This is a genomic window from Roseiconus lacunae, from assembly GCF_008312935.1.
Lineage (GTDB): Bacteria > Planctomycetota > Planctomycetia > Pirellulales > Pirellulaceae > Stieleria > Stieleria lacunae.
Map to the genome: position 1 here is coordinate 1,064,110 of NZ_VSZO01000001.1, position 13,853 is coordinate 1,077,962.

15 protein-coding genes are annotated in these 13,853 nt (G+C 56.3%); 7 read left to right on the forward strand and 8 right to left on the reverse strand.

Annotation, left to right across the window (positions count from 1 at the left end; genetic code table 11):
* Positions 1 to 169 precede the first annotated feature (169 nt).
* From FYC48_RS03835 to FYC48_RS03870, 8 genes are all read right to left on the reverse strand, one after another.
* Positions 170 to 2,374, reverse strand: coding sequence for a bifunctional DNA primase/polymerase (locus FYC48_RS03835; RefSeq protein WP_160149307.1), 2,205 nt, complete (start codon positions 2,372 to 2,374; stop codon positions 170 to 172).
* 65 nt (positions 2,375 to 2,439) lie between these two features.
* Positions 2,440 to 2,895 carry a hypothetical protein gene (locus FYC48_RS03840; protein WP_149495331.1) on the reverse strand — a complete coding sequence of 152 codons (456 nt, stop codon included), beginning with the start codon at positions 2,893 to 2,895 and terminating at the stop codon, positions 2,440 to 2,442.
* 45 nt (positions 2,896 to 2,940) lie between these two features.
* Positions 2,941 to 4,602: a DEAD/DEAH box helicase gene (locus FYC48_RS03845; protein WP_149495332.1), complete on the reverse strand. Its 1,662-nt coding sequence runs from the start codon at positions 4,600 to 4,602 to the stop codon at positions 2,941 to 2,943.
* Positions 4,602 to 5,189 carry a RusA family crossover junction endodeoxyribonuclease gene (locus FYC48_RS03850; protein WP_149495333.1) on the reverse strand — a complete coding sequence of 196 codons (588 nt, stop codon included), beginning with the start codon at positions 5,187 to 5,189 and terminating at the stop codon, positions 4,602 to 4,604. Before FYC48_RS03850 ends, FYC48_RS03845 begins: the two co-directional genes overlap by 1 nt.
* Before the next feature lie 94 nt (positions 5,190 to 5,283).
* Positions 5,284 to 5,766 carry a DUF669 domain-containing protein gene (locus FYC48_RS03855; protein WP_149495334.1) on the reverse strand — a complete coding sequence of 161 codons (483 nt, stop codon included), beginning with the start codon at positions 5,764 to 5,766 and terminating at the stop codon, positions 5,284 to 5,286.
* A 52-nt stretch (positions 5,767 to 5,818) separates the two neighbouring features.
* A complete protein-coding gene (locus tag FYC48_RS03860) occupies positions 5,819 to 6,577 on the reverse strand; it encodes an ATP-binding protein (protein ID WP_149495335.1) in 759 nt (252 codons plus the stop codon).
* A 38-nt stretch (positions 6,578 to 6,615) separates the two neighbouring features.
* The gene (locus tag FYC48_RS03865) at positions 6,616 to 6,855 is read right to left on the reverse strand and encodes a hypothetical protein (protein ID WP_149495336.1); all 240 of its coding nucleotides are present in this window, start codon (positions 6,853 to 6,855) and stop codon (positions 6,616 to 6,618) included.
* Between the two features lie 108 nt (positions 6,856 to 6,963).
* The gene (locus FYC48_RS03870; RefSeq protein WP_149495337.1) at positions 6,964 to 7,578 is read right to left on the reverse strand and encodes an RNA polymerase sigma factor; all 615 of its coding nucleotides are present in this window, start codon (positions 7,576 to 7,578) and stop codon (positions 6,964 to 6,966) included.
* A 330-nt stretch (positions 7,579 to 7,908) separates the two neighbouring features.
* On the opposite strand from FYC48_RS03870, the gene FYC48_RS03875 reads away from it, so the two are divergent.
* The 7 genes from FYC48_RS03875 (at position 7,909) to FYC48_RS03905 (ending at position 13,707) form a co-directional block, all read left to right on the forward strand.
* The gene (locus FYC48_RS03875; RefSeq protein ID WP_149495338.1) at positions 7,909 to 8,382 is read left to right on the forward strand and encodes a hypothetical protein; all 474 of its coding nucleotides are present in this window, start codon (positions 7,909 to 7,911) and stop codon (positions 8,380 to 8,382) included.
* 204 nt (positions 8,383 to 8,586) lie between these two features.
* Positions 8,587 to 9,240, forward strand: a complete 654-nt coding sequence (gene lexA / locus FYC48_RS03880) for a transcriptional repressor LexA (protein ID WP_145215297.1) — start codon at positions 8,587 to 8,589, stop codon at positions 9,238 to 9,240.
* A 5-nt stretch (positions 9,241 to 9,245) separates the two neighbouring features.
* Positions 9,246 to 10,439, forward strand: a complete 1,194-nt coding sequence (locus tag FYC48_RS03885; protein ID WP_149495339.1) for a hypothetical protein — start codon at positions 9,246 to 9,248, stop codon at positions 10,437 to 10,439.
* Positions 10,396 to 11,319 (forward strand): hypothetical protein, encoded by a 924-nt coding sequence (locus tag FYC48_RS03890; RefSeq protein ID WP_149495340.1) that lies wholly within the window; start codon positions 10,396 to 10,398, stop codon positions 11,317 to 11,319. Before FYC48_RS03885 ends, FYC48_RS03890 begins: the two co-directional genes overlap by 44 nt.
* A gap of 108 nt (positions 11,320 to 11,427) precedes the next feature.
* Positions 11,428 to 11,616 (forward strand): hypothetical protein, encoded by a 189-nt coding sequence (locus FYC48_RS03895; protein WP_149495341.1) that lies wholly within the window; start codon positions 11,428 to 11,430, stop codon positions 11,614 to 11,616.
* Between the two features lie 55 nt (positions 11,617 to 11,671).
* Positions 11,672 to 12,160 carry a DUF2924 domain-containing protein gene (locus FYC48_RS03900; protein WP_149495342.1) on the forward strand — a complete coding sequence of 163 codons (489 nt, stop codon included), beginning with the start codon at positions 11,672 to 11,674 and terminating at the stop codon, positions 12,158 to 12,160.
* Entirely contained in the window at positions 12,157 to 13,707 is a 1,551-nt protein-coding gene (locus tag FYC48_RS03905) for a recombinase family protein (RefSeq protein ID WP_149495343.1), read from the forward strand. The genes FYC48_RS03900 and FYC48_RS03905 overlap by 4 nt, the downstream gene beginning before the upstream one ends.
* The last annotated feature ends 146 nt before the right edge of the window (positions 13,708 to 13,853 follow it).

Sequence of the window (13,853 nt, forward strand, 5' to 3'; positions counted from 1 at the left end):
ATAGACACACACATACGCGGGCATATCGCGTGCGCGGGTGGGTGCGGGTGAATATGTGAAAGAAGAGATTTTTTTCTTATATTTACGTGTTTTACGACCAAACTTCCTTCACCCTTCTTTCTCGTTCGTTCACTCTCTTTCACCCCGCGACGACCGACATCATTCACTTTCACCCCGTTCCTTCACCATCCTCTTTGGCCATCGCCTGCTCGGTCATTCGGTAACCGCGCTGTGGACGTCCTGCGGTCTCCGCAGAGATGATATTGAGGTCGCCTTGCTGAACCAACGTGTCAATCAATTGATGAAACACCTTCGCTTCCATCTTCATCCGCTTGAGCAACACACTATGCGGTAGCGTCCGCTCGGGTGCCTTGCGTAGCTTTTCAAGAAGTCGCAGGCATTCACCATGAAACGGATTCTCGGCCACGTGAGACGCCGCCATGAACAACATGCGACGCGTTTGATGCTCAACGACCTCGATGGCCCAACGGGCTGATTCGGCATCGATGATCGGATCACGGCAGTTGCGACTGATGGCATGGATCAACGCGAGTTTGCGAGTCTGTTCGCTCACTCGCCCCCAAACCGTCGTTCCGACCGAATCATTGTCCTCCTCCGCGGCATCGTACATCTCCTCCGCGTTGACTCGGGCGTCGCTCAGGAGTTGCCTAGCGCTATCGTCATGGGGAACGATCGCCGGCGTTGGGTTCCAATCGACAAGATTGCCGGCGCCAGGACGAAAGTTCTCCCACCATGCCGCAGTGTCGCGAATCGAGTCTGGAATGTCTCGGATCTTGGGCTCCTGACCTTTGCCGCGCCGGCCGCATTCGAAGATCAGCATGCGAGCGAAAAGACCATTGGTTAGCATTCGCTCCGAGAGAGCGGCGTAGTAGTGGTTCGGGATCGCAGTGCCGAAGACAACCAAGTGGGGTTGGTTGATAACGCCGGCCGCTTCTTTCCCCGCCTTGCGTCGCATCGGGTACACGCTGTTCGCCGACGAGTACATGGTCAGCAGCGTTGACATGATCTGCTCGTGCCGGGCGTCGCGGGATTTGTTGATCGATTGCAGGAGTCCGTCGATCTCGTCGGTTTGAAACAGCGTCGACTCGGTCAGAAACAACGAGTCCTGGATACCTTCGCCAGATGCAAAGCGTTCCCCGACGCAGTCGGCCATTCCGACTTGTTGCAGGATTTGCATGTTCAGCTTGCGCGGCCAGTCCTTGCCCGCGGCGGAATGAGCCAGTCCGAGCAGATATAGATTCGTCCGGTTATCGCCGGGATCACGAACGCGTCGGCCCGCAAGAACGGCTTGCAACGATACCGCTCCGCAAAACGCCATCACTGTGTTTGGATAGGGCGCACATTCGAGGCAGTGGTCCATGACCTCGGCGATGAATCCAGGGCAACGCAAAAGCGATTCGGGCAACACACCGGGATCTTCCGGCATCGGCTTTGGAAGATCAGGGTCGACTTGGACGACTTTGGTTACCGGCTCGGTATTGAAACCGCTGAGGTCCACAGCGATCCCAGCAGGTTCCATCGGACTATCGTCGCGAAGCCATCCGAACGGTCGATCATGTGGTTTGATAACCGCCTGATTGATTTTGTGTTGCAACTCGCGATCAGACCACGGCGGTTGGCATCGCGGGTTGTACTCGGATTGAAGGATCGCGAGGGCGCGTTCGGGTTCGATTCCGAAGCCATGCACCAGTGCGGTGGCGGCAGCAAAGGTTTGCGAGTGACCGTTCGAACCGGCGATCGCTGGCGGCATCGCGGCGAGGTAGGCGATGGCCCGCTGTTCCAGGTTGTAGTCGATTGATCGACTAGCAGCTCGCGAATCCGGTTCTTGAGCGAGTGAAGCAACAAACTGGCCACGTTTGACGATAACGGCATCGGCGAGGGCCTTCACGCAAACCGCCAACATGGGAGCAGGTACGATCGCGGGTTCGGAGTCGAGAAAGTCATAGGGTTCACCATCCGGGTGGATGCTCGGGCCAACGACGGTTTGAGCACCGGTGGACCGGATCTCGACGATCATCGAGCCGTTTCGATCGGTATGTTTCGCGGTGGTCGCGCCGACGGCGATGTACCAGCGATGGGACTTGGGCGAAGACGGCCGGCCGGTGATAGCCGGCGTCGGCGGCAGGTACTGATCGGCCAATTCGATCGCCTCTGGGCAATCGAGATCAACATCAACGAGCCAGCCCGAGGGCTCACCCAAGATCAATCCGATGTTGCAGCCTTCGGGGAAAACTTCAGGCGTCAGACGGAGTCTTGTCCAGTCGCGTCGAGCCGGCGACTTGGAGCGTGGGCGCAGCGGAACAGCGAACCATCCACGCTCGCGGTAGTTCGCTACCCACGAGCGCGCGTCCATCGGTTCGGGTTCCACCATCGACATTTACTCCCCCTGCAATTCCCTGAATGACTTCGGCCAACGACTCAGCGGTCGACCGGATCCATGTTTGGAATCTGCAGAACCAGGGTTTCGAACTCGTCGATGGTTTCATTGAGTTCGTTGTCACCGAATTGTTTGGCGACATCGCGACAGGTTTCAGCAGCTGCGAAGATTTCGTATCGCCACGTGTTCCAGCGATGGCGATCACCGGTCGTCATCGACCAGGCACACTTGGACCAGAGATCCGTCGAAACGGGGCATTTGACGGGCAGCGTCATGTTGTGATGCAGCCGATGCACGATCGGATCACTCGACTCGTCGGTATCCGTCAAGTCGTACTTTGCAGACTTCGTTTGCATGGGGGCGTTTTGATAACAATCCTCATCGTCTTCGTCGTAAAACTCGATGGCAAGACTGCGAAGCTGCTTGCTCGGTGGTAGATCGCTGACGATGTGAAGTCCGTCGAAGGGTCCGTCAAATAGCTCGAAGCGTTGTTGCACAAACAATCCTTTTATTAGCGGGGCGAGAGACGATGGGGAATTGATTTAGAACGGCGCTTCTTCGAGAGCCGTATTCGGAATCGCGGAAAGCTGATGGTGGACGATGCGGTCGTACCGTTGGCCGGAGATCGACCGGACGGTAATGGACTCGGGTGCCGCCAGTAGTCCGGCATCGGCCAGTGCCAGTGCTTCGTCCGCATCGTCAGGACACGGATCGAGGCAGCGTTCTCTCCACCAAGTCTCCGCTTTGCGTTTGGCGAAGCCGGAATGCTCAATGCAGATGAATTCGCTTTGCCAGTGATCGAGGCCGATCATGTAGTCGACGCGTAAGCATCGAGGCGCCTCGTCTCCGGCGTCGCGTTTTCGGTGAACGCGATAAACCACATCGTGGACGTCATATTCCGTGTCGGTGACTTCGCCTGATAGCACGCCAGCTTCACTCGCCTGTGCCTCGTGCGATTCGCGTTCAGGCGGGGGAAAAGGCTGCCCGCATTCCGGACAGTTCGCATAGCCACACGCGACCAACGCGTGGCAATTCTCGCATTCTTTGCCCGGTGGCAGTTGTCCGGATCGTGATTGCTTTTCCTTGGGTTTGATCTGATCGATCGGCCCGTGGCGTTCGATGTTGCCTCCGAAGTCGAGGACCAGGCAGTTCTGTTTGGCAGGATGCAATCGAAAGCCGCGGCCGACGCACTGGTAAAGCAGCCCGGGTGACATGGTGGGGCGCAGCATCACCACGCAGTCGACGCGAGGAGCGTCAAAACCGGTTGTCAGCACATTGACATTGCATAGATAGCGCAGCGGTTCTTGGCCGAACAGCTCGTTGCTGGCATCGCCACGAAAGCGGCCAAGGATCTCGTCACGCTCCGCCGCAGGCGTCTGCCCGGTGACGAATCCACACTCGATGGCGTGGTTGTCACGTAACGTTTCGATGACCTGCCGACCGTGTGCCACGGACGTCGCGAAGATCAATACGGCTCTGCGATCGGCCGTCAGTTCAACGATCTCCGCACACGCGGCCGACACGAGCTCGTTGTCGCCAGCCAGTTGTTCGACCTCTTCGCTAACGAACTCGCCAGCCCGCATGTGGACACCGGAGAAGTCCGCGCGATTGACGCCGGCCTTGGAGATCAGCGGGCAGAGGTAGCCATCGCGAATCAGTTCTTTGATTCCGATCTCGTAGCAGATGTGATTCAAAAAGTGATCCGGCGAACAGATCATGCCCGAGTCGAGGCGGAACGGTGTGGCAGTCAGGCCAATGACGCGAACATTCGGGTTGACGACTTTGCAGTCGGCTAGGAACTGCCGATACATACCGTCACCCTTCTTGGAGATCAGATGGGCTTCATCGACGATAATGAGGTCGAACGGATCGAGATCGCAAGCTCGTTTGTAGATGCTTTGGATGCCAGCGACCAACACTGGCGTATTGATGTCGCGCTTCTTGAGACCAGCCGAATGGAGGCCGACGTTGATATCGGGACACAGCCGGCGAACCTTGTCGGCATTCTGCTCCAGCAGTTCTTTGACGTGGGCCAAGATCAATACGCGACCATCCCATAAGCCAACGGCGTCGCTCGCGATCTTCGCTAAGACCAGGGACTTGCCAGCGCCAGTCGGCAACACCGCAACTGGATTGTCATCCCGACTTCGAAGGTGGTCGTAGACCGCGTCGACCGCAGCTTGTTGGTAGGCACGCAGCTTCATCAGAGTGCCTTTCCGTTGTGACGTTTACCAAGCCATCTCGGGACGGCGTTCGGCGACATCTCTGACTGGCCCCGCTTGCAATCACCACAAATTCGGTTGGCCGGTCCGCTGGACGAGAACGGCCGGTTGCACTGCAGGCAGATTCGTTCGAGGTTTGGCTTGGCCTCTTCGATAAGCGGAATTACCCAGATTAGAGCCTCGCCTTCGAATTGCTTGGGAAGTTCCACGCCCGCCTCAATCTCTTCGCGTGTTCGACGTTTCAGCTTTCCCTTCGGTTTGACTTCCGGAAGGATCTTTTCAATCGCTAAACGAAAGATCTGAGTATCGTCTTCATACACGCCGCCCCACTGAAGCGAGTCCAAGATCGCTTTGAGGACGTTGTCGACGTCGCGTCGTCGTCGATCGGGTGTGTAGAGCTCGATGTTGACCGACAGCGGGCCGGTGAGTGTTTCGATGTCGCGTGTCCGCAAATACTCCATGACTTGCTTGCGATAGTTACGTCCGCGACGACTAATCAGCACCCGCTGGCCTACGTGTCGCCAGTAGGTGTTAACCGTTGGTGGGAAAGGCAACTTGAGTTTGAACATGGTGCGACGCCTTGAGCATGGAAACGAAAACAGCCGACCGGCATTCCGTGCCGGCCGGCTGTTGAACTTGGAAGCGATCAGAGAGAGGCCGCGGCTATCGCTTCCAAGGCGCCTCGGTCGAGGCGGCGGACTGAGGACCAACGCCTACCGGGCTGGCGGTTTCCAGAGTTCCGCTACCCGGATCCCGCTTGCTGTAGCCCTTCACCTCGTTTTGCAACTCACCTGTGTCGCTACGACGCTTGACGCGAACGTGGATGATGCACGGTAAGTTGTGCAGGTCGGTGGAATCCGTCGGGGCGAGCACACCGACCGCGCGGCAGATCGATGAGAGTTCCCGGCGTGCAATTTCGACAGCCGTACCGTTGGGATTGTCGAGATTCAGTCGCACCCACAACAAACGTCCGGAATGATCACCTTCGATGATCTGGAACGTGAGCTGAAGATACGAGCCGGCCCCGGATTTGGTGGGTTTCATTTCGCTGTCGGTGATGACGGCGACATACTTGCCCACGGGAATCGGTTCGAGATCGTTGGCTGGTTCGACTTCGTTGGCGTCAAAGCCTTGTAGGTTGGCCATGGATGGTTCCTTGGTTGAGTGGAGTGATAAAGGTCAGTGAAGCGACGGACGGTTAATTTGCTGACAACGCCGTCACGAAGGCGGGCCAGGAAAGCGGCAGTTCCTCGGCGATGCCGTAGCGGTTCTTGGCAACGCAGCTCGGTGAGCCGTACGCACGGATGACGCGTTCCCCGCCGTCCTTGCCCACGGCGTGGGCGATGGTGCGTTTGCGATTGAAGCCACCATCCTCGGTTTGCGTTCGCATCTTGCGAGTTGCAAACAACACGGCGTCGCACCACTCTTTCACCAACGCCGCGGCGTGTTTGTGGAGGCGAGGTGAATAGCGGTCGTAGGGCGATGATTCGGGATCTTCGAATCGCTCAACCTTGGAGTGAGCGATCAACACGACGACCATTCCGCGAGAACGGAGGACGCCAAGCAAATCGAGCACTTCACGCCACAGAGAGAGGGCGTGCATGTAACCGCGAGCATAGCCGCCATCGACCTTTTCGATCGATTCGACGCCATACTGCTGACAGAGTTTGTCCCAGACGAGACGCTCCAGCCAATCGAGCGAGTCGATTACGACGGTTTCGTAATCGTGCCTTTGATTGACGAGCGTTTTGAGAGCGGCGATGACATCGTCGAAATTCACAGCCAATGGGAATCGATCGCATTCGATCTCATCCAGCCCGTCTTCGGTTTGAATGAAGATGGGTTTGGGAGCCTGGCTGCCAAAAGTTGATTTGCCGATGCCTTCGACACCGTAAAGCAAGACCCGCGGCGGCTTGGATTGCCGGCCGGACTGGATGGTTTCAAGTAGGTTGGTCACTGTTTGGTTGACTCCTTGGTTGTTGTTTGATTGGATGGTTAGAGCGACTGGATATGCTCGACGTCGAAGTTGCCGTCGCGATCGCTGGTCACGAGGTAGTGCTTGAAGTCGACTTGCACCACGAACCGCTGACCGGTTCCGAGTTGCTTCCGAAGTGACTTACACGCTCCGGTGAATTCGCGTGATGCTTCGTTGAAACGGTCGGCCGATCGCAGGTAACGACCAACCGCGAGAGAAATGGCGACGCGACGTTCGATGTCTAAAGACAGGTCAGGCATAGAGGCTCGGTGTTTGAGGTTGTGTGGAGCAAAGACTTCTGATGGCTTTCCGCTACCTCTAGACCTTCCAACTTTTCAGACCGAAAGACGAAGCGGCGGTCAAAAACTTCAGACCAGGTACTCGTGCAGACCTTGCTCACGAAACACGACGGCGATCTTGGCCATCCAGTACTTCAGCGTCGAAAGGGGCACATCCATGATTTGCGAACACTCTCGCAGCGAATGGTCGGTGCGCAGCTTCAGAAGCCGTTGCCAGTGCTCGGGAAGCGTTGCGATGACCACGACCAAGTCGTGGCGCAAGTCAACCAGCTCCGTGTCCGACAGCTTTGCCGTTTCGATGCGGTTTCGGTTGTCGTCTTCGCTGATGCACTGGATCAACTCGCGGCGCTCACCACCGGATTCGACCATCACGTTCAGCGACGTCACCTCGCGATCATCGCGAATCTTGTGCAATCGATAGGCACGCAGGTTGGTGGCAGCTCGGTTGACGACCATCGTGATGAACGGATTCCGGTGGCCAATCGTCGCGTCGTGCGATCGCATCGCCCGATCGAGTTCAGCCTGCAGTTCCTGATGCAGGTCTTCCGCTTCGTGCGGAGCGAATTCCGGGTAGCGCAAAAGACGACCGACGCAGCGGCGAATGACCGTCTGAGCAAAGGGGTCGTCGGTGAGTGTCGCGGCGGTCGAAGTGGTTTGGGGCAGAGGAGGTGTTGAAACAGACATGTTCACTCCGTCGATGGGCGGTGTTGGAAAAGGCCGCGTCTCGGCAGCGGCCACACCCACCGGCGAAGTTGCACCAAATCGCACTCAGCGATCAGTGCGACAGCGTTTCATCCCGTAATTCACAGCGAAAACGCGTTGAAGAAAATGTTGTTGCAGTTGCACGAAATCGCACTAACTGCAATTGAAACACTGGCTGCCCGGAGATGGGCGGAGAGGAAGGCTGGAATGGGCGGCAGGTTTTTTCAGCCTGCTGGACCAAACGTGTCCATGGCATCGGTCAATCTGGACGGCCACTGTTTATCCAGACCTTCCTCTTGATGGAGCCTCGCTATGCACGCCGAAGTTGAACAGCTTTCCGGTACTGAACCCGTTGAAACTGAAATGGTTGGACGCCTCGCCCGACTGTTGCTCGATCCGTCACTGGATCGCTGCGATATCGCCGACGGCATCTTGTCCGACATCGATCTGATCCGCTTCCTTTGTGGCTACCAGCAGATCGTGATCGAAAACACAGCGGCGCCCGGCACGAATTGGATGATGGAGCAACGAGGTTCCCACGAACTGACCTTTGTGGCCCATGCCCTCAATCAACCACGCAAAGAATTCGTTATGCCACTGCTTTTAGGGTCGCTCTGCGATCACAGCGGTCAGCCATGGTTTCAGTCTTCGGTTTATGAATTCGTGCCGGCAGTCGAAGGAATCAAGACGACTAACATTGGCGGAAAACCGATGTTCAAAGCCAACATGAACCCGGTACACCGCAGCCGTCAGTCGGCCGCGCAAACGAATGCTGCCTTGAACTGACAGGAACTCCCACTCGGTCCGATGTCCACTTTGTTTATCAGCGCTAATTCAACATTTTTTTCCTGCAAATTACAGGGCCAAAGCGTTTGCTAGCAAAACTTGGCTTGTCGGAATAATCGGCACGACTAGATTAAATATAGCACGAAACGAAGTCTATCAGCGCTAATTCAAGCCGCCACATTCAACCGCCAAGGATGCCGATTCATGAAGCGAGCCAAACCAAGCCGGGGACGTCCACGCCAAACCGAAATCACCGAAGGCCAATCGCGAGCACTCGACGTACTGTCCGCCGCGATCGATCGCCATGGTATCGCACCCACGATGACCGAACTCGGTGACCGGCTTGGCATCAGCGCCGCTAGCGCCCACCAATTGGTTCTGCAACTGGAACGCAAAGGCTATGTCGCTCGCCAGCCCCGCAAGGCTCGCAGTTTGAGGGTGGTTCGTCGGCCAAGTCAAACGCTCGCATCGATGACGAGCGTTCCGATGCTCGGCGTGGTGAAAGCGGGGCCGGCAATGCTCGCCGAGGAGAATTGTCTGGGTGAAGTCATGGTTGCTTCCGACCTGGTCGGTCGCAGTCCATGTTTCGCATTGACGATCAGTGGTGACAGCATGAAGGACGCGGACATGCGTGACGGGGACATCGTGATCGTTCGCCGACAACAGCTTGCCGAAAACGGCGAGATCGTTGTCGCGTTGATCGATGACGAAGCGACCGTGAAGCGACTCGATTTGAACGACGGAGCGATTCGCTTGTTGCCGGAAAACCGGAAATACAAGCCGATCGAGATTGAGCCCGATAGCGACTTTCGTGTGCTTGGAAAGGTTATTTGTGTCACCAAGAAATCTGAAAGTTAGCTGTCATGCCTCAACCCACTCCGTTGTCCACCTTGCTTCGCGTGATTCCCAACGAGCTGCTCAAAAAGTGGTTCCATGATCATATTCCGGGGCCGTTTGATATTTCCTGGGAGACGTTGGGAGAGAACGACATCGAGCCCATGATCGTGCATCTAGACGACTTGCCATCAAGCATTCGTAAAGATGCCGAGATTGATCTTCGGACCATCCGTTCGTTCGCCAGCGAAGCGGGCATGAGGGCGATCGAGGATACCGCACGGATGCACGGTGAGCCTGATTTGTTGTCTCGCATTCCCGATGGACTCAATCTCAATGGACGTGCAATGTGGGTTCGCTTGCATGAGTGGGAGATCCTTCACGCCGCAACCACGCTCCTGCATTTGGAAGAAGCGACATTCTGGAGGAAGAGAAACGGAGTGCCGTCCAACGTTGAAATCGCCGCCGATGCCGCTGAGCTACTTGGTAACGCAGTGTCCAACATGTTACGTGAGGAAGGACGAGGCCAAAACGTCACCGTCGAGCGACTGGAAAACAACGGCATCGTCTATTTCGTCGTTCATCCCGACGACTTCGTTCGCAGCGATAACACACACGACGATCAGGGCCGCTTGGCGACTGTGTCGATTCGTCCGACCCTGGACATCATCTTTGCCTATGACCGGCACGCCGGTTCATTTGAACTCTGCGCGAGATTACCGAAAGCCCACAAAGAGCGACTCGAGCCAATCTTTTCGCGCACTGTGCTTGGCTGGCAATTACCGCCCTACGAGGACGAAAGCGGCTACTACATCGATCACTTGAAAGATCCGAACACGCCCCTGCCGACCGATCCGGCAGATCAAATCCGAGTCCGCATCGAAGAGATCAAGATGTTCAATCCATCGACTCGTCGTCGGATCTCAACGGACATCAACAAACACGACGAGACCGATACGATTCACCGGGCGATCAGCGAGGAACTTCGTTCTTTGCATGACGTGCTGGCAAACTTCAGCGTCAATTCCGTTGGCATCCGATTCGTATTCCCGGCCACACGGTATGCCCGAGCCGGCGGCCGGATCATTCGGATCACTCCCGGCAGTTGCAACCTGCGGAGCCTAACGCCGGATCGTGCCGAGATTGTCCAGAAGCACCTTCGTATGTGGGGAGTCGACGATGCGCCGACGGACGAGCCCAATCTGGTCTCGGTGGGAGCTTAGTCCACCGGCATTCACAGCCCGTGATGCCGAACTATTTCATCAAGACCATCTCGCTGTCTTTCGTCGCCATCGCATGGTCAAACCGACCACGCCGGCGACTGAACTGCAATGCAAAGATTGTGGCGAGCATCAGCCGGTCATCTATGCAACGGACCGTGAAGGTGGTCGGCACGGCTTTATCGTTTGCGAGCGATGTGGTCCCGCAGAGGTGCATCCTGAATCGCTTGACCAGTTCGTCTTCGATACCGAGCCGCTACTGGAACATCTCTTTGTCGAATCACGACTCGCGATCAAACCGATCGACACGGATCTCTTGTGGCATATCGGCAGACGAACCTTCGAAGGGCAAAGTCGCGAGTTGCTATTTCTGCGTTGCTTGAATGTAAAAAACGAAACAAGCATCGTCGAACAGTTTGGTCGCCGAAAACGATCACTGGTTTTCATGCCGCTAGCCAGTTCTGCAGCGAGACTCGACTCGATGGTTCCCAACTTGGTCATCGGAATTCAGGACGTCGTTGAATTCTCGGATGACCGCCTTCGAATCGATTGGGAGACCGTCGAAGATCGCCTGATCGAATCCAGTGAATCCAAAATTCCAAAACCCAAGCCGCAGCCACGTCGATCGTCGCGCACTGCGAAAATCGAACTGTTGGTTCAAGAATTGACGCTGCACTTACGCAGTACTGCTGATCATGCTCATGCATCCGGCGAATTGTTGCCTCGTCCGACGCAACAAGAACTCGCGCGACAAACCGGAATGTCGAAGTCCGACGTCAGTCGCTGCATGAGAGACGCGTCTGCCAATCAGCTGCGACTGCTTTGGCAAACGGCGGATGACCTGGATGCCGTTTTGCGTTTGCCTCGCAAACAACTTCGCTAAATCTTTCTTTTCGATTGGCTCCGACTTTCAGAACCAGAACTTGGAAGGTCTGGGGATAGAGCGGTCTGTTAACCGCATGTCCCCATTTCTCACTTCTAGGTTCTGCCAGTGCGAAACTCCAATCCGAAATCTGATTTCGATGAAACACGATTGAGGCGTCGCGAAATCGTCGACCTGCTGACTCGTACCATCATTCGTCACCATCGAGTTACCGCAATTTCCGGGAACTCCGAAGAATCTGACGGCGATGCCCAAGCCGATGGCTTGATCGAATCGGAAAACGATCGCTCTCTGTGACTCCGCCGCGGTAAACACGCCCGGCATTTCCCTATTTCGAGTCATGGAGAGCAACATGAGCAACCCATTGGGCCAAGAATTGGCCGCGCTTCGCCGAATGTCGGTCAGCACCCTTCAAGCCAAGTACCTCGAGGTCTTCGGCGAATCAACGACCGGTCGCAATAAAGCGTGGCTTCAGAAGCGAATCGCATGGCGAATGCAAGCCAATGCGTTCGGCGGCCTGAGTGATCGGGCCATCCAGCGAGCCAGTGAGCTCGCCAACGAATCGGATCTTCGCGTGATTGCGCCGCGCGAGCCGTCACGCATGCCACCACCCCCGCCGGTGAATCGCGAACTTCCACCCAAGGATGAGCGGTTGCCGCCCGTCGGCGATTGTCTGGTTCGCGATTACAAGGGCCGGGAGTGCGTCGTCACCATCATGCCCGATGGTTTCGATTTTGAGGGCGAGCACTACAAGACACTCTCGGCCGTCGCCAAAGCGATCACGGGCCAGCACTGGAATGGCTTTCGGTTCTTCAAAGTTCACAAGCAGGAGTCAGCATGAATCGCGATCAAATGAAACAACCCATTCGGTGTGCAATCTACACTCGCAAATCGACTGAAGAAGGACTCGACCAAGAGTTCAATAGCCTTGATGCGCAGCGTGATGCCGGCGAAGCATTCATCACCAGCCAGCGAAGCGAAGGCTGGGCATGTCTCGAAGAGCGATACGACGACGGCGGTTTTTCAGGTGGCAACCTCGAACGTCCCGCGATGAAACGTCTCATAGCCGATATCGAGGCCGGCAGAATCGACTGTGTCGTTGTCTATAAAGTTGACCGACTTAGTCGCAGCCTGCTCGACTTCTCTCGGGTGATGGAAACATTCGAGAAACACAATGTGGCCTTCGTCTCTGTTACCCAGCAGTTCAATACCGCCAGCTCCATGGGCCGGTTGATTCTCAATGTGCTGCTTTCCTTCGCGCAGTTTGAGCGCGAGATGATTAGCGAACGCACCCGAGACAAGATTGCGGCAACGCGTCGTAAAGGCAAATGGTGCGGCGGTGTTCCAGTCTTTGGCTTTACGATCGAAGAAACCAAGCTTGTCGTGGTGCCCCATGAAGCCGAACGCGTGCGGCAGATCTTTCATCTCTACCAACGAACGCATTCCCTGCTCGAAACGGCCAAGGAAGCCAACCGCCGAGGTTGGCGGACCAAGCAGTGGACGACCAAGAAGGGCACGACACGCGGTGGTCTGCCGTATGACAAGAACCGTATCTACCAGATGCTGACCAATGTCACCTACATCGGCAAGCTGACGTACAAGGACGAGATCCATGAAGGCCAGCATCAGGCCATCGTCGATCCTGAGGTCTTCAAAGAAGTCGGAGAGTCGCTGCGAAAAAATGGTCGCATCGGAATGATACGAGCTTCCACCAGCTTCGACGGAATGCTGCGAGGCATCCTTCGGTGTGCAAAATGCAATCGAGCCATGCGGCACACTTCTTCTGGCCGCGGCACGAAACGGTATCGTTACTACGTTTGCGGCAAAGCCGAAAAACAAGGCTATGAATCTTGTCCATCGCCTTCGATTCCCGCAAGGCAAATTGAGGGGTTTGTCGTCGACGAACTCCGCGTGTTCGCAAGTGACGACCAGCTCATCCGTGACATCTACGAACGCTGTTATGAGCAGAACCGCGAGGACATCGATTCGCAAAAACGTGAAGCCGATTCGATCGCGAAGTTTCTCAAAGAGGACCACGCCGAGATGACTCACCTTGTCGCAACGGCCGCTAGCCCTGACTTGATTGAAGCAACGCAATCACGCATTGATAAAAGCGAAACACGATTGAAAGAGCTACGTGAAGCAATCGACAACCATCGGCCGATTCGCGTCAGCCACGCATCGATTCGCAAGACCCTCGGTGAACTGGATAAAGCCTGGGACACGATCCCACCGAGAGAACGTTGCCGACTGATGGAATTGTTGATCGAAAGGATCGACTACGACGGCGTTGAGGGCACGCTTGATATCACCTTCCATCCCGCCGGACTCGCGTCACTCGGCCAGGACGGCAACTTTGCCCGACACATCACGGAGACATTGAATTGAGCGACCGATCGAACAACTCAAACGAACCAGCGCCACGCACGTCGGCGATACGCCGCACGTTTCACGTTACCCGCGTGGATCGCGGAGCCCGTGAGGTGCGCGGCGGTGCGGCCCCACCGCGGCCCAGAACGGGCCAACTGCCAAGA